At 40.6% G+C, this 16,552-nt stretch carries 17 protein-coding genes; 7 read left to right on the top strand and 10 right to left on the bottom strand.

The genetic code is table 11. From position 1 onward, the window contains the following. Positions 1–25: 25 nt before the first annotated feature. A complete protein-coding gene (locus tag HJP15_RS07825) occupies positions 26–790 on the top strand; it encodes a class II glutamine amidotransferase (RefSeq protein WP_054205625.1) in 765 nt (254 codons plus the stop codon). A gap of 114 nt (positions 791–904) precedes the next feature. Here HJP15_RS07825 and HJP15_RS07820 read toward each other — a convergent pair whose 3' ends face one another. The 5 genes from HJP15_RS07820 to cmoA form a co-directional block, all read right to left on the bottom strand. Then, positions 905–1,690, bottom strand: a complete 786-nt coding sequence (locus HJP15_RS07820) for a DUF3108 domain-containing protein (RefSeq protein WP_405632573.1) — start codon at positions 1,688–1,690, stop codon at positions 905–907. Continuing rightward, complete coding sequence (gene purN, locus HJP15_RS07815; RefSeq protein WP_054454225.1) at positions 1,644–2,291, bottom strand: phosphoribosylglycinamide formyltransferase; 648 nt, start codon at positions 2,289–2,291, stop codon at positions 1,644–1,646. The genes HJP15_RS07820 and purN overlap by 47 nt, the downstream gene beginning before the upstream one ends. After that, entirely contained in the window at positions 2,291–3,343 is a 1,053-nt protein-coding gene (gene purM / locus HJP15_RS07810; protein WP_054205628.1) for a phosphoribosylformylglycinamidine cyclo-ligase, read from the bottom strand. Before purM ends, purN begins: the two co-directional genes overlap by 1 nt. A gap of 190 nt (positions 3,344–3,533) precedes the next feature. Beyond that, a complete protein-coding gene (cmoB, locus tag HJP15_RS07805; protein WP_170173433.1) occupies positions 3,534–4,502 on the bottom strand; it encodes a tRNA 5-methoxyuridine(34)/uridine 5-oxyacetic acid(34) synthase CmoB in 969 nt (322 codons plus the stop codon). A gap of 15 nt (positions 4,503–4,517) precedes the next feature. Continuing rightward, complete coding sequence (gene cmoA / locus HJP15_RS07800; protein WP_169327030.1) at positions 4,518–5,243, bottom strand: carboxy-S-adenosyl-L-methionine synthase CmoA; 726 nt, start codon at positions 5,241–5,243, stop codon at positions 4,518–4,520. Positions 5,244–5,358: 115 nt separating this feature from the next. Between cmoA and HJP15_RS07795 the strand changes: the two genes are divergently transcribed. Then, positions 5,359–6,045, top strand: coding sequence for a DUF3334 family protein (locus HJP15_RS07795; protein ID WP_054205631.1), 687 nt, complete (start codon positions 5,359–5,361; stop codon positions 6,043–6,045). Positions 6,046–6,192: 147 nt separating this feature from the next. On the opposite strand, the gene HJP15_RS07790 is transcribed toward HJP15_RS07795, so the two are convergent. Beyond that, complete coding sequence (locus HJP15_RS07790) at positions 6,193–7,449, bottom strand: adenylosuccinate synthase (RefSeq protein ID WP_054205632.1); 1,257 nt, start codon at positions 7,447–7,449, stop codon at positions 6,193–6,195. 122 nt (positions 7,450–7,571) lie between these two features. On the opposite strand from HJP15_RS07790, the gene HJP15_RS07785 reads away from it, so the two are divergent. Further along, positions 7,572–8,462, top strand: a complete 891-nt coding sequence (locus tag HJP15_RS07785) for a LysR family transcriptional regulator (protein ID WP_054205633.1) — start codon at positions 7,572–7,574, stop codon at positions 8,460–8,462. 123 nt (positions 8,463–8,585) lie between these two features. After that, the gene (locus HJP15_RS07780) at positions 8,586–9,599 is read left to right on the top strand and encodes a DUF5924 family protein (protein ID WP_170173432.1); all 1,014 of its coding nucleotides are present in this window, start codon (positions 8,586–8,588) and stop codon (positions 9,597–9,599) included. Between the two features lie 56 nt (positions 9,600–9,655). On the opposite strand, the gene HJP15_RS07775 is transcribed toward HJP15_RS07780, so the two are convergent. Both HJP15_RS07775 and HJP15_RS07770 read right to left on the bottom strand, forming a co-directional pair. Next, positions 9,656–10,156, bottom strand: coding sequence for a M48 metallopeptidase family protein (locus tag HJP15_RS07775; protein WP_064435915.1), 501 nt, complete (start codon positions 10,154–10,156; stop codon positions 9,656–9,658). A 38-nt stretch (positions 10,157–10,194) separates the two neighbouring features. Beyond that, positions 10,195–11,043 carry a DUF72 domain-containing protein gene (locus tag HJP15_RS07770; RefSeq protein WP_170173431.1) on the bottom strand — a complete coding sequence of 283 codons (849 nt, stop codon included), beginning with the start codon at positions 11,041–11,043 and terminating at the stop codon, positions 10,195–10,197. A 270-nt stretch (positions 11,044–11,313) separates the two neighbouring features. Here HJP15_RS07770 and aspS point away from each other — a divergent pair, with 270 nt between their 5' ends. Then, entirely contained in the window at positions 11,314–13,092 is a 1,779-nt protein-coding gene (gene aspS / locus HJP15_RS07765) for an aspartate--tRNA ligase (protein ID WP_170173430.1), read from the top strand. Positions 13,093–13,165: 73 nt separating this feature from the next. Next, the gene (locus HJP15_RS07760) at positions 13,166–13,771 is read left to right on the top strand and encodes a pentapeptide repeat-containing protein (RefSeq protein ID WP_170173429.1); all 606 of its coding nucleotides are present in this window, start codon (positions 13,166–13,168) and stop codon (positions 13,769–13,771) included. A 30-nt stretch (positions 13,772–13,801) separates the two neighbouring features. On the opposite strand, the gene HJP15_RS07755 is transcribed toward HJP15_RS07760, so the two are convergent. After that, positions 13,802–14,125, bottom strand: a complete 324-nt coding sequence (locus HJP15_RS07755; RefSeq protein ID WP_054205640.1) for a hypothetical protein — start codon at positions 14,123–14,125, stop codon at positions 13,802–13,804. Positions 14,126–14,300: 175 nt separating this feature from the next. On the opposite strand from HJP15_RS07755, the gene HJP15_RS07750 reads away from it, so the two are divergent. Next, positions 14,301–15,041, top strand: coding sequence for an alpha/beta hydrolase (locus HJP15_RS07750; protein ID WP_170173428.1), 741 nt, complete (start codon positions 14,301–14,303; stop codon positions 15,039–15,041). A 54-nt stretch (positions 15,042–15,095) separates the two neighbouring features. Here the strand turns inward: HJP15_RS07750 and HJP15_RS07745 are convergent, their stop codons facing one another. Further along, positions 15,096–16,298 (bottom strand): bifunctional alpha/beta hydrolase/OsmC family protein, encoded by a 1,203-nt coding sequence (locus tag HJP15_RS07745; protein ID WP_170173427.1) that lies wholly within the window; start codon positions 16,296–16,298, stop codon positions 15,096–15,098. Between the last annotated feature and the right edge of the window lie 254 nt (positions 16,299–16,552).

Raw genomic sequence — 16,552 nt, 5'->3', positions numbered from 1 at the left:
TTAATTTTAAAGGTTAATTTATTTTATGTGTGAGTTGCTTGGGATGTCGGCAAATGTGCCTACGGACATTTGTTTTAGTTTTTCAGGCTTGTTAGAGCGTGGTGGAAATACAGGTCCTCATCGGGATGGGTGGGGAATTACATTTTACGAAGGGAAGGGATGTCGTACGTTTAAAGATCCTGAGCCAAGCTATCGATCTGAAATTGCAAAACTCGTTAAAGCGTATCCGATCAAAAGTGTGTCGGTGATAAGTCATATTCGCCAAGGTAACCGGGGCGAAGTGTGCCTTGAAAATACGCATCCATTTACACGTGAACTGTGGGGTAGAGAGATCACCTATGCACACAACGGCCAGCTTTCTAACTATCATGATTTGAAACCTGACTTTTATCGTCCTGTGGGTGATACCGACAGTGAGCTGGCATTTTGCTGGTTATTGGATAAAATTCGTGAAAAATACCCTCAGTGTCCAGAAAATATGGCCGTTGTGTTTCGCTATGCGGCAGAGCTAGCACATACGCTGCGTGAAAAAGGGGTATTTAATATGCTCCTTACAGATGGTGTATATGTACTGGCGTATTGTACTAATAATTTACATTGGATCACTCGCCGTGCACCCTTTGGAAAGGCTACGTTAATTGATGCCGATATGGTGGTGGATTTTCAAAAAGAAACTACGCCAAATGATGTTGTGACAGTTATTGCGACTCGCCCTTTAACAAACGATGAGCGGTGGCAAAAGATGGAGCCTGGTGAGTCTGCATTATTCAAAATGGGTGAGTTAATTTAGCCGTCAGTTCAAACGTTTGAATTTAACTCATGTGGGTATAAGATGAAATGCTCAAGTTATAATTATCATACTTGAGCGTTTCATCTTGGATAGAGAAACAAATTTACTCTGGTGCTATTTCGCTTTTACTTCTTCAGGTAAAGCAACAGGGCTGGTTACAGTAAACGATTTAAGCTGCACTTCGAATTGTTCTACACCTTTTTCGCCTTTCCACATTCTTACCAGCATGTAATCCATTTCAGGGGCAAACCAAGCAAGAGCTTGGCGTTTATCGTTATCGTATAAACGTTTCACTTTAATTGCTTCAATATTGCCGATAGGTAATGAAATAGTTTCTTTACCTACAACTTCAAAGTTGTAGTCTCTACGGTTGCCTTTTTTATCGATTAGCGGGTATGAAAAGCTGGTTTTACCCATTTTTAGTTCTTCACGCACTTGTACTTGATATGACAACGAATCTTGAAATTCATCGGTCCATTCGCAATCGAGAGGGTATTTGCTTTGACTGCTGTTAACTATCTTTTTTTCATTATCAAATTCGATAGCGTAATCTTTATCAGGCCCTGTGCCTTTGCGTTCCATCGTGTAGTTGAGCGGTGTGATTTTCGTATTACCGTAAATGAAACGAGAGGTTTCTTTACGTGAATCGGAAAAAATCATCCATTCAATATCACTGTGATACGTGACTTCATAGGTGTCATCATCGAGTTTTTTGAGAGTACGAATTGCTTTGCCATGATTTTCGCCTTTTCTAAGGACATCATAACTTGCTTCATATTGAGTAAGGTCACCAGCAATTAAACTAGTAGGAAGTAATAAAGTGCCCGCACATAATAGCAAGGCACTTAGTTTTTTATTCTGGGTAGTGCGCGCCGTGTGCAGGAAGTTGTTTTTCGTCAAGAACTGCATAATCTGCTTCCATAGTAAGTCGTTGTTCACTGAACCACTTGACCACCAAAGGATAGATTATATGCTCTTGTGCATGCACGCGTTTTGCTAATGTGTCAGCAGTATCATCTGCTAGCACTGGAACTTTGGCTTGAAGAATGACTGGACCGCCGTCTAATTCTTCAGTAACAAAGTGCACACTTACGCCATGAACGTCATCTTTTGCATCAATAGCTCTTTGGTGGGTATTCAGCCCCTGGTACTTAGGCAACAAAGAAGGATGAATGTTCAACATTTTTCCTTTAAATTTTTGCACTAAGCTAGGAGTAAGAATACGCATAAAACCAGCTAATACAACTAGATTTGGTGCGAAAGTATCTATAACGTTCATTAATTGCGCATCGTAGGCTTCGCGCGAGTCAAAATCTTTATGGCTAAGCACAGCTGTTGCTATGCCCGCTTGTTTCGCTCGCTCAAGGCCATAAGCGTCTGCTTTATTGCTAATAACAGCCGCTATGTTTGCGTTTATCTCGCCACTATTACAGGCGTCAATGATGGCTTGTAAATTAGAGCCACTGCCTGAAATTAAGACTACTAGACGAGAAGGGACCATTAATCACGGCCGCCTAGGATTTCTACTTGCTCTTCGCCTTCTTTAGCATCGTGGATTTCACCAAGGTGCCATGCGTTTTCGCCAAGATCTTTTAAAATCGTTAAGCTTTGCTCAAGCTTGTCAGCCGGAACAACTAATACCATGCCTACGCCACAGTTAAATGTACGGTACATTTCATGGGTAGTGATGTTACCGTTTTCTTGTAACCAGTTGAAAATACCAGGCCACTGCCAGCTATCACCTTTGACAACTGCTTTTGCAGATTCTGGTAATACGCGTGGGATATTTTCCCAAAAACCGCCACCAGTAATATGCGAAAGGGCATGTACGTCTACTTGTTTGAATAACTCAAGCAATGGTTTAACGTATATGCGTGTAGGTTCAAGTAGTGTTTCACCTAATGTTTTGCCTTCAAATTCTGCACTTGTATCTGCGTTAGATACTTCAAGTACTTTACGAATTAAAGAAAAGCCATTTGAATGAGGGCCACTAGATGCAAGAGCGATAAGCTGATCGCCTGCAGCTACTTTAGTACCATCGATAATATTTGCTTTTTCAACTACGCCAGTACAAAAACCAGCCATGTCGTAATCTTCGCCTTCGTACATACCCGGCATTTCAGCAGTCTCACCACCAATTAATGCACAGCCTGAGATCTCACAGCCTTTACCGATGCCTGTTACTACATCTGCTGCAGTATCTACATCAAGTTTGCCTGTTGCGTAGTAATCTAAGAAGAATAACGGCTCAGCACCTTGAACGATAAGGTCATTTACACACATAGCAACTAAATCGATACCAACAGTATCGTGCTTTTTAAGGTCGATCGCTAAACGTAATTTAGTACCAACACCATCTGTGCCTGCAACAAGTACTGGCTGTTTATAGCCAGCTGGGATTTCGCAAAGTGCGCCAAAACCACCGATTCCGCCCATAACTTCTGGACGACGCGTTTTTTTAACTACGCCTTTAATACGCTCAACAAGTGCATTACCGGCATCGATATCTACGCCCGCGTCTTTATAACTTAGAGACTGTTTTTGTTCGCTCACAGGTTTTCCTCAAAAAAGTTGCATGTGGTTGCTTAGAAACGCGCGTATTTTACAACAATTGCAAGGGCGCGGCTAGTTCAAATATAAGTTTACTATTATTGACAAGGACAGTTGTCCGTATAATGACACAATAGATTTAGCTAACAGGTGCTAGGTAGTTCCTAGCACCTAAAACTTAGTCCCTTTTGTATTAAGCCTTTGCAGTCAGAATTGCACGCAAGGGGGCTGGGTAGCCTTCAATGGTTTTAGTGGTATCATTTGGATCGAGAAAATCGATAAGCGATTCGTTTTCCATCCAATCTGATTTACGTTGTTCTTCAAGTGTTGTAATTGCACAGTCTTTAATTTTCACATCTTTGAAGCCAACACGCTCCATCCATAGCTTAAGAGCCGCGGTGCTTGGAATAAACCACACGTTACGCATTTTTGCATAACGGTCAGTCGGTACTAATACTGTATTTTCATCGCCTTCAATAACTAAGGTCTCAAGTACTAATTCACCACCTGGGCGAAGTTGTGCCTTTAGTTGGGCTAAAAAATCAATGGGTGAACGACGGTGATAAAGTACACCCATTGAAAATACAGTATCAAAGGCTTTTAATTCCGGGAGAGCTTCAACGCCAAGTGGCAATAAATGAACGTTTTCATCAGGGTTAAAATGTTTGATAGCTTGAAACTGACATAAAAATAAATCAGAAGGGTCAATGCCGACCACAAACTCAGCGCCTTCACCACGCATACGCCATAAGTGATAGCCCGAACCACAGCCAATATCTAATACTGTACGGCCTTTAAGAGGCTCAATATGTGGCAGTAAACGATCCCATTTCCAGTCACTGCGCCATTCAGTATCAATCTCAATGCCGTGTAGGCTAAAAGGACCTTTACGCCACGGCATCATGCGTTTTAATAAATGGGTTGTTTGCTTTTGTTCGCCGTCGGTCATTTCGCCGGGTGCGCCAATCTGCACTTTATCAGTGATATTTACATGTTTGGTTGTTACTTCTGGCAGGTTTTTTAACACTTTTTGCCATTTAGGCAAGTCACCGTGACTGGCCTCATTTTGCCAATGTTTTAATTGACTAGGCAATGTCTCGAGCCAATGGCTAAGAGGGCTTTGCGCAATGGCAGCATAAAATTGATTAAACCATGAAGACATTAAATATTTCCTAAATTACTTAATTGCTACTAATGAGCAAAAATTAAAACATTGATACCATACTTGAGTTTGGCTAAAACCAATATCACTGAGCCGTGTAAGGTGTGCGTTTAGCGTATCTGGACGCATTACATTTTCAATTGCCGTGCGCTTTTGGCTTATTTCTAATTCAGAATAGCCATTGTGGCGTTTAAAGTCATGATGTAAATCAATCAACAAATTATCGCATTGCTCATTTTCACCTTTAACTTTTTCGCTTAACAATAATACGCCACCGGGTTTTAAATTTGCGTATATTTTTTCAAGTACCGCTTGGCGTTGTGCTGGTGGTATAAATTGCAGCGTAAAATTCATTGCGACGACTGATGCATTTTCGATATTTAACTCGTTAATATCACCAAGCGTTACTGTAACAGGGACTTCTGAGCGAAAGCCGTGTAAATGCAGTTTACACCGTTCAACCATGGCCTCTGAATTGTCGACCGCAATAATATGGCAGTTATCGGTACGAATATTACGGCGTATACTCAATGTAACCGCACCAAGCGAGCAGCCTAAATCATATAAGTTTGAATTACTCTGTGCGTATTGACCCGCTAATTTGCCCATGGTGCTTACAATAGTGGCGTAACCCGGCACAGAGCGCTGGATCATATCTGGGAAAACTTCTACTACATGTTGGTCAAAGCTAAAATCTTTAACGGCTTGCTCAGAGGCATAAATACTGTCTTTTATGTTCACACAAACAGTCTCTTGAAAAATAATAGGGCTATTTTAGCATTTTATACTGGATAGTCAGTGATAATTTCAGTAGCTTGGCTAGAATAATGAATAACAAGTATAAAAAGAGAAGTTTATGAGTAAAAGTAAAGTAATAAGCACAGATGATATATTGGCCACTCTTTGTCACTCCGTAACGGGAGTACTTTCTTCAGCCAGCGGCAACAGCATTAGTTACTCAGCAATGGTACAAAAAATAACGCGTACCTGTATGCGTCCAGACATTGGCTGTTTTGTATTGTTCGATGGTGGGTTTACTGGTTTAGTTATTACAAACTTCACTTCGCAAGCTGCGATGGAAATTTATCACGATTATATGCGTAATATGGGTATGCCTGAAAATGAGATTGCCCACAGTCATTTATCTGATGATGTATCAAATGTACTTGGTGAATTAATGAACCAAATTGTGGGTGACTTTACGTCAAAAGTGCGTGAGCAACTACATACTTCTATCACCCAAAATCAACCTAAAATGATGGCCATCAACAAGCAAGTGCAAATATCTGTTGATACCACTATGGATAGACCACAAGCACGGCGAGTGACATTTACCACCGCTAAGCAAAATATCTTTTATTTAGAATTAGCGATGGATAAAACTGAATTTATCAAATTGCATGATTTTGATATCGTAGAGGCTATAGATCCTGACGATATTATTGAAAATGAGGCAAAGCAAAAAGCTGAAAAAGCGAAAGCTGCGGATGATGCAAAAGCAATCGACGCTGATGACGATTTTATGGCAGAGCTTGGGCTGTAAAGTCACGGAGTTTTAAAGCTGTAAGTATAAAAACAAGAGCGCGAGTGTACCTTGCGCTTTTAGATTTAAGTATGAATCCACTTTTTAATTAATCTGGATCCAAGACTTTAGTAATATGGGTTTCTAAATGAAACCCATTTATACATATTAGCGAATAATCATTTGCTCACGCTCTGGGCCCACAGACACCATACTTACAGGTACCCCCATCAGTGTTTCGATGCGTTCTACATAGTGCTGCGCTGCAGTAGGCAGACTGTCGAAGGTACGACAACCAGTAATATCTTCATCCCACGCTGGCATGCTTTCATAGATTGGCGTTAAGGCTGCTGTTTGTGGCCAAATAGGGTTTTCGCTGTGATCGCCGGCATAACCAACACATATTCTTAAATCTTTCATGCCAGATAGGCAATCAATTTTAGTTAATGCAATTTCAGTGGCAGCTTGTAATTCAACTCCGTTACGGGTGGCAACTGCGTCAAAATAACCCATATCACGTGGGCGGCCAGTCACTGCGCCATATTCGTTCGCGCTTTCACGAAAATTGTCTTGCTCTGCCATGGCGGTAACTAATGTGCCTGTACCGACAGATGAGCTAAATGATTTAGCCACAGCGATAACACGCTCAGGGTGCAAAGCTGGCAGCCCGCTGCCAATTCCTGCATAGGCGGCAGTAACGTTTGATGATGTAGTATACGGGTATTCGCCGTAAACTAAATCGCGGCCTGCACCTAATTGTGCTTCAAACAATAAATTGGCATTTTGCTTTTGCAGGGCTTTTAAAGGCTCTGTTACATTACAAATAAACTCACGCCACGGGGTAGTGACGTCTAACAGCCACTGAGTTATTTGTTCTGCTGTTTGTGAATAATCACAACTTGGGTATAGGGCTTTTAGCTGCGGCATTTTCCAATCCAGCATAAACCGAATGCGCTCTAATAAAACCTCAGGTTGATTTAGCCAACCAACTAAAATGCCTTTTTTCATTACGCGATCGCCGTATGCGGGTGCAATTCCTTGACGAGTAGAGCCGTAAGCGGCGTCACCTAGACGTACTTCTTCGAGGGTGTCTTCAAGGGCGTGTAACGGCAAGCAAAGGGTTGCACGATCAGAAATACTCAGCTTTACCTCAACGCCAGCGGTTTTAACTTCAGCGATTTCTTCGCTTAATGCAGCAGGGCTTATCACCATACCTGGGCCTAATACGGCAATACAATCTGGATTAAAAATGCCGCTTGGTAATTGGTGTAGTTTAAACGTGCCAAACTCATTTACAACGGTATGACCGGCGTTGTTACCACCTTGAAAGCGAATGCTTGCAGATGCGTTCTCTGCTAAAAAATCGACGATACGGCCTTTGCCTTCATCACCCCAGTTTGCACCTACAACAACAATTGACGGCATAATTTAATCTCCAAATTGATTGAATGAATATGGTATGCTCACTATCTAAATAAGAGAAATTAATTATAATTATTATCCTGATAAGAATTTCATATCGATTTTAGATAATTAAGGTCATCAAGATGTTAGATATTCATTGGTTAAAAACCTTTGTCACATTAGCGGAACTAAAACATTTTGGTAAAACCGCCAACGCACTGCATATGACACAGCCCAATGTTAGTTTGCATATTAAGCAACTAGAAAAAATGACACGGGTAAAATTGATAGAACGTAATCCCTTTAGTTTGACCCAAGCAGGTTTACGGCTATTAGAGTCTGGACAAAAAACCTTATGGGAATTACAAGTTTGCCAATCTGACTTAAATGCGATTAATGAACTACGCCAAGGCACACTGACAATTGCCGCCAGTGATATAATTTCTCGTTTATTGTTGATTGAGCCTTTTCAGTTGTTTAAATGCCAGTTTCCGGGCATTGACTTTACTTTGCTCAATACAACGTCTTCGCAAGCGTCAGCATTGGTTAAAAGTGCTGAGGCAGATTTAGGATTTGTTATTGCCCAAAAAGAAAGTGAGCCGCTGCATTTTACGAAATTACAGCAGATAAAATGGTGTGCATTAGGTAATCATCTAAAGTTATGGCAACAAACCAAAAACGATAACAATATTACACTGACTGAGCCGCCAACATTAATCTTACTAGGCCATGATACGCGAACCCGAGACTTGCTCGATAGTGCTTTGCCATCTTTAAATTTACCAAATTATCGGGTGATGGAAGTGGGCAGTGTGGATGCACAAATTGATTGGGCTGAAGCGGGTTTTGGTGTTGCTATCGTGCCGGAGTTTTCACTGCGCAGTAAAGCAAATTTAACCACCACCGTCACCGCCTTACCACAGTTTCCAACTACGAGTTTAGGTTACATTGTGCGGCAAAACCAGGTGCTTTCAAAAGCAATAAAACAATTGCTGCATTGGGTGAGTGAAGAGATCTCACGTAGTTATCGTTAACAAGCTTGATAGCAATAGTTATTTCTTCGTTAATTTTAACAACAAAAAATGTAATACTTTCATGTATATATTAAGATGTGGTGCTAGCTGCAATTATACAGACTTATGCGGATCCTCTATTAAATGAGTTATTTTAAAAATTTAATCACAAAATTTATTATGATGATGCAAAAGCGGCCGGGTTTATTGGCGGTATTTGCGTTTTGTAGTGGTGTAGCAAGTTATGTGTTGGTTGAGCGTAAAGAGTCATTCTCGCAAATTATAGCCATACTACTGCTAGTTAGTTGGGTATGGTTGATTGTAGATAACTGGCTGCGGGATAAAGTAGAGCAGCGCTTTGGCGTAGCAGTTTCTCCTAATTTTATGCGTTTTGCTTTGCAAATGGTGCAACAAGAAAGTTTGTTTTTTGCTTTACCCTTTTTTCTTGCTGTTACTTCTTGGAATCATCCGCAAGCTATTTTTACATCACTAATCATACTCTGTGCGTTTATATCAGTTGTTGATCCGCTTTATTATAAAAAATTAGCTAAACACAGCATTTTCTTTACGGTATTTCATAACTTTGCATTGTTTGTGGTTATTTTAGTCACTTTGCCAATATTACTTAATCTCACTACAAGCCAAAGCTTAGGAGTCGCATTAATAACCGCAATTATTTTTACTCTACCTAGTTTAGGTAACTTGATGCCTAATGCTCGATGGTGGCGTTTTCCTTTGTTAGTTTTACTGCTTTGCATTTTAAGTGCGGGTTTATGGCAGTTACGCAGTTGGGTGCCGCCAGCGGCTTTGCGATTAACCGATATCACTTTATCTCACCAAGTTGATGTGGAACACCGCAAACCTGTGGGGAGTATCAAGCAACTAGATACTCACTCATTGCATGAGCTTGGTTTGTATAGCTGGACCGCGGTTAAAGCGCCGAGAGGGCTAAATGAAAAAGTATTTCATGTTTGGCTACTTAACAATAATGTTGTTGACCGTATTGCATTAAATATTACAGGCGGACGAGAGCAAGGTTATAGAGCATGGACACATAAAGTAAACTTTCCAGCAAACTCAGTTGGTAAGTGGCAAGTACAGGTTGTTACCGAATCTGGGCAATTGATTGGTTTAACTAAATTTACGGTTACTCAGTAGATTTGTTTGTTAGCAAAATCAATGGAGTTGCCACTTTTTGTCGTGGGCAATAATGTTTACTTTAAATATGGATTCTTTCCTTGCGTTACTAACACACAAAATATTCGTAAATCGAGTTCTAGCTGGTGGTATAGGGGTTCCATGTGACAGCAAAGAGCATAAAAGCTTTTGTTATGGTCTTTTTCCTTAAAGTGGGCTAGTTCGTGTACAACTAGGGCTTTTAGTAATTCCTCGGGCGCGCGCAGTAAGTCACTGTTTATGGCCAAATCATGTTTACGGGTTTTACCTTGCATACGATACGTATGAGTACCGAGCGCATTAGTGACCATGTCACCTTGCTTTTTATATGCGGCGCGGCCAAACGGCGGCGCGTTTTTTAAATAGCGTTTTTTAAGCTCGGTGGCATAAGCATATAACGATTTATCGCTAGTGATGGTGTGAGGGCGAGGGTATTTCTTGGTTAAATATGCGCCGTGTTTATCATTATCAATAAGCTCTATGACTTGGTTGACAATTTGCTCTGGGTAGCCGGTAAAATAGCGTTTAAAATCACTCATTCAATGCTTCTTTATTGTTAATTATATTTTAGCGGAATTTAAAATAAACTTGCTTGACTGGCTTCTTTTTCACCAATGAAGGGGTTAAGTACTGGGTGTTCATAAGCCAAATCTTTGCAAAACTCGCGGGCTAATAACGGTGCTTGACGGTTATCTGCAGTATGAAAAAATACATACGGGTGTTTGCCTTCTTCAAGCCATTGTTGCACTTTTTTCAGCCACGGTTGGTAATAGCTTTTATAGTCGTGATCTAAATCGGCAATCACAAAACGAGCCATAGGTTGACTGCCAGTCGCAATGGCATGCACAGGTAAATGTGGCTTTTTTTGCTGGGCATCAATGAGCGCATCGGTATTTGGTTTGACTGCAAATAATGCGCGGGTATCCATAGCGATACGATTGATGTTATTTGCTATTAATAGCTGATTAAGGGCAATTTCGGCTGCGCCTTTTTTAAAAAATTCAGGATGACGAACTTCAACGCCGTAGCTTAAGCCTTTAGGGAGTTTGGTAATAAATTGCGCTAATAGGGGGAGCTGTTGAGGGCTAAAGCTACTTGGCAATTGCAGCATTATTTGCCCAATGTGGGGCAATATTGGTTCAAATAAGGTAAACCATGCGCTGAGCGCGTCATCTATATGAGTAAGCTGTAACTCATGACTAAAACGTCGGTGAAATTTAAAGGTAAATTTAAAATCACTGTCCACTGATTCAATCCAACGTGTCAGTGACTCGGCACTTGGATCGGCATAAAAGCTGGTATTACCCTCAACTGAATTAAATGTACGCGCGTATTCTCGCAGCATATCAGCATTTTTACAGTGACTAGATAACAAATTGCCTTTCCACGCGGTACTTGACCACTGCGGACACCCTAAATACAACATAAAATGGCTATAAAATTGTGTGTTTTAGCAAGTATATCAAATCTGTAAACTCAAAGCATAGAAGTGGTTTTTTAGGTCGCATTGATACAGGTTAGATCAAATGACAAAATGCAGCGTTTCATATAAGTTTAATTCCAACGACACTCGCATCTTGAGGTAACTTGGGTATAATACCCAGCCTAAAATGATTTATAAATAGTGGCTTATCTCCCTCCAAAACAGCAATTTTTAGGGGAAGCGGCTATTGGTCTTTACACTGACAGGAATACTATGCGCTCTATATACTGCGGACAACTAAATAAAACACACGTAGATCAAGAAGTTGAATTATGTGGTTGGATCAATAAACGACGTGACCTTGGTGGACTTATCTTTGTCGATTTACGCGATAGAGAAGGTTTAGTACAAGTTGTATTCGATCCTGAAGTTGAAGGCTTAATGGATACAGCGAATACGTTACGTCAAGAATTTTGCGTACAGTTAAAAGGGGTTGTTCGTGCACGCCCAGAGAGCCAAATCAACAAAGATATGGCAACGGGTGAAGTTGAAATTTTAGGCACAGGCTTAACTATCATCAACCGCTCAGAGCCATTACCGCTTGATTTTAATCAGGTAAACTCTGAAGAGCGTCGTTTAAAATACCGTTACCTAGACCTTCGTCGTTTAGAAATGAGTGACCGTATTAAGCTACGTGCTAAAGCAAGTAGCTTTGTGCGTCGCTTTCTTGATGAAAATAACTTTTTAGACATCGAAACCCCAGTACTGACTAAAGCAACACCAGAAGGTGCGCGTGATTACTTAGTACCAAGTCGCGTTCATAAAGGCAGCTTTTACGCATTACCGCAGTCTCCACAATTGTTTAAACAATTGTTGATGATGTCTGGTTTTGACCGTTATTACCAAATCGTTAAATGTTTCCGTGATGAAGATTTACGTGCTGATCGCCAACCTGAATTTACCCAAATAGATATAGAGACCTCGTTCATGAGCTCTGATCAAGTCCGTGGTATGACAGAGAAAATGATCCGCGAAATGTGGCAACAGTTGCTAGATGTCGATTTGGGTGAGTTCCCAATCATGCCATACTCTGAGGCAATGAGCTTATATGGCTCTGATAAGCCAGACTTACGTAACCCAATGAAACTGATTGACGTTGCTGATTTAGTAAAAGACGTTGAGTTTAAAGTATTCTCTGGTCCTGCAAATGATGAAAAAGGCCGTGTTGCAGTATTAACAGTACCAGGCGGTGCATCACTTTCGCGTAAGCAACTTGATGACTACACTAAGTTCATCGGTATTTATGGTGCGAAAGGTCTTGCTTGGATGAAAGTAAACGATCGCGGTGCAGGCGTTGAAGGCGTACAATCACCAATCGCTAAGTTTTTAAATGAAGGCGTGATCAACGAACTACTTGCGCGTACTAACGCACAAACTGGCGACATCATTTTATTTGGTGCTGATAAACGCAACACAGTAAATGAAGCAATGGGTGCACTACGCATTAAGATTGGCCTTGATTTAGAAATCACAAATCTTAATAGCTGGGCACCACTTTGGGTTGTTGACTTCCCAATGTTTGAAGAAGATGACGAAGGCACATTACATGCCGTTCATCACCCATTTACTGCGCCGAAAGATGTGAACGCAAGCGAACTTGAAGCAAACCCTGCAGCGGCTATTTCAGATGCATACGATATGGTATTAAATGGCTACGAAGTAGGTGGTGGTTCGGTACGTATTCACAACGCCGATATGCAAGAAGCGGCATTTAGAATCTTAGGCATTGATGCACAAGAGCAACAAGATAAGTTTGGTTTCTTACTTGAAGCACTAAAATACGGTACGCCACCGCATGCCGGTCTTGCGTTTGGTTTAGACCGTTTAGCAATGCTACTGTGCGGCACTGATAACATTCGTGACGTGATTGCTTTCCCTAAAACCACACAAGCATCGTGTTTATTAACCAACGCACCAAGCAAAGCCAATGTAGACTCATTGTCAGAGTTGGCAATTAGTGTTGTTGAAAAAGCTGAAAAGTCAGCAGAATAAGTATTTAAATACGTTATAAATCTCAAACCCTTAGATGTGAGTCTAAGGGTTTTTCGTATCTGTGGAGGGTGTTATGGTGGTAAATGATCAATTTTCACAAAGCGACTATTACGATCAGCAATTTTCAAAATGTGCTGTCAACGCACAACGTTTTAGTAACATAGAATTTGAGCAGTGCCAGTTTATTGAATGTGATTTCAGTGACAGCCAGTTTAGTAATTGCCGTTTTATTGAGTGCGAATTTATTAACTGTAACTTGAGCGATTTGAATTGGGGTTATAGCGCGCTTGAAGACGTAAGTTTTGTTGATTGTAAACTCAATAGTATTCAATGGGCGCAGGTAAATTGGCCGCAACTAGCACTTACATCATCGGTGAGTTTTAAAAATTGCCAGCTCAGTCATAGCTCGTTTTATGAGCTAGTGTTAAAAAAGCTGACTATGACTGGCTGTTTTGCGAAAGATGTTGATTTTAGACACGCTAACTTAGCGGCTAGTAATTTTAGTGACACTGATTTTAGAGATAGTCTGTTTCATCAAACACATTTGAGTAAAGCAAACTTTGTCGGCGCGACGAATTTTAATATTGATATAAAAAATAATAATGTTAGTAATGCGAAGTTTGAGCGTTGTGAAGCGTTAAATTTACTCAGTGGACTGGATATCGAACTGGTAGATTAGCCGTTATTACACGGCTAATTTAGAGCTGAATTAGCAGGCAGGGCCATTTTTATTTCGTGCGCTGGCAAGTGCTCTGGCGATATCAAGTAGTGCAGGGGTAATATCACTTGCACCATCTTTAATTAGTTTTGATACATCACCTGACGAATACAAGCTATCACGCGGCGATTTAATACCTAACTCACGTACAAAATCTTTAGTTTTACCTGTACTACCTGTTTCAATAAATTTAAAAATAATACGCTCGTTATTATTTTTTGGCTCTGTTTCTAGCGTTTCGATTTCAGCTTTATACGCTTCAATTCTGCTTTGTAAAATATCGATACGTTCTTCGATGCTATTGTATGATTTCATGGATAGGTTCTTTTCTAAATAAACGTTAGGACAATGGCACTATTATCGCATAAATTTAAAATAATTATTTCTTTCTTTAAGACTGTTAATCGTTCTTAGCACTTCGTTTTATTGCAATTAATATTCAAAGCCTTAAAGTACTTTGTAATTTAAATAAAATAAGCCGAGCAAATTAATGCCACTACCTTTTAAGTACTTTGTGAGCTTCTGTTTTCTCATAGTCAGTGTAACCGCGAGTTCGGCAACAAACAGCGAAGTGATTGTTGATAAAGCGCGTGACCGCGCGATCCCGATCAGTATTTCATTACCAGCATATAACGAGCATTGCAGCCAACAAACAAAATGCCCAGTGGCATTTATTAGTGCTGGCTATGGGATTGCGCATACTGACTATCAGTTTGCGGTAGATGTTTTTACAGCTAAGGGTTATTTAAGCATTGCTGTAGCTCATGAACTAAAAAATGATCCTGCGCTTAACTCTAATCCTCCCTACATGGCAACGCGAATAGAAAATTGGCATCGTGGTGTAGTCACTCTGAAATTCTTAGTTGAGAAATTATCCGCTAAATATCCGGCGTATGATTTTAGCCACCTGACTTTATTTGGTCACTCAAATGGTGGTGATATATCTGCACTCTACGCAGCTATCTACCCAAATGAGGTGAGTAATGTGATCACCTTAGATCATCGCCGTATGTTATTACCTCGCAATAAAAACATTCGGGTTTTAACGCTGCGCGGCAGTGATTATCCTGCTGATCGCGATGTTTTGCTCAATAGCCGAGAGCTTGTGCAGTATCCTGTTACGCAAATTTTAATAGCAAAATCACGCCATAACGATATGTATGACGGTGGGCCTAACTGGTTAGTTGAGCGAATGAGCCAAGAGATAATACAGTTTTTACAAAATAGCTAAGAAGGTTTGCGCGTAATGGCTATTACATACACTACACGCAATGTAAGAAATTTATTAGTTTACTAATTCACTTACGATCAGTGGATTATTATGCAAGGTTTTATGTATCGGGCATTTATCGGCTATTTCCAACAGGCGCTGACGTTGTTCGTCTGTTAAATCGCCCACTAGGGTGATTTTGCGTGTGATTGCTTCAAGATGACCGGTTTGTTCGCAATCGTGACAATCAGTGTGGTAGTCACGAGTGTGCTCAAGTTCAACTTTGACGTGTTCTAGCGATAGGTTTTTTCGGTTTGCATACATACGCAGCGTCATAGATGTGCATGCACCAAGGCCAGCTAATAAGTGGTGATAAGGATCTGGCCCTAAATTACTGCCGCCAACTTTAAGAGGCTCATCAGCGAGCCATGTGTGATCTTTAGTACTGACGTGCTGAGTAAATACATGGTCTTTTTCTTCAACGAGTACATTGCCATTATTAAGCTTGGCTGTGTATTCACTTTTATCATATTTTACATAGCGTGTTGCCCATGAGGCAATTATGTGTGCCACGTAGTCTGCGTCTTCTTTATTGGTGAGTAAATGGTCTGCATCATCTAAGCTTATAAAACTCTTAGGGTGTTTTGCCGCAGCGTATATTTTTTCAGCTTCTGAGATTTTAACCGTGGCATCAATGGGGGAGTGCATCACCAATAACGCGCGTTTAAGCTTACTAATATGACTGCTATCGTATTTAGCAATATCGTCTATAAACTGTTTTTTAATGGTGAATTCTCGACCAGCTAAGCTGACTTTTGCTTCACCAGCGCTGTTGATCTCGTCTAAATGAGCAGCAAAATTATGGGCAACATGCTGTGCATCTGATGGCGCGCCAATTGTTGTGATTGCTTGAACTTCATTCATATGTTCTGCTGCCGCAAGTACAGCGGCACCACCTAAACTATGACCAATTAATAACTGGGGAGCCTTATAATGATCACGTAAGTGATCTGCTGCGGCCACTAAATCTTGAATATTTGATGAAAAATTACTGTTAGCAAAATCACCGTCACTGTTACCAAGGCCTGTAAAATCAAAGCGTAATACCGCAATGCCTTGCTGAGTGAGTGCTCGGCTAATTCTACTGGCGGCAGCGATATCTTTACCACAGGTAAAGCAATGTGCGAATAGGGCGTAAAATTTTATCTCACGGGTGGGCATTTCAAGTTGTCCGGCGAGTGTTAAGTCGCCACTTTTAAAAGAAATTTTTTGGCGCATAGGTGACCTTTTAGGATTGAAAGATATTATCGAAATAGGATATGAAAGAGTAGACCATAAAATTGTGCTTATGATTTCAATTAGTTTCGTGCTTTACCTACAATAGCAACATTTTGATTTACATCAAGTAATAAGCGCTTACCAAATTAAGGCGGACATAAGTCCTTATGTTTTTAAGGCTAGTTTATTATTCTCGCGAAGCGCTACAATGGAGCAACTGCTATGATTAGCAAAGGCTTTTGACAACTTAATTC

The organism is Pseudoalteromonas sp. NEC-BIFX-2020_002, from assembly GCF_013002825.1.
Classification (GTDB): domain Bacteria; phylum Pseudomonadota; class Gammaproteobacteria; order Enterobacterales; family Alteromonadaceae; genus Pseudoalteromonas; species Pseudoalteromonas neustonica.
This window is presented reverse-complemented; position numbering and strand designations above follow the sequence as displayed.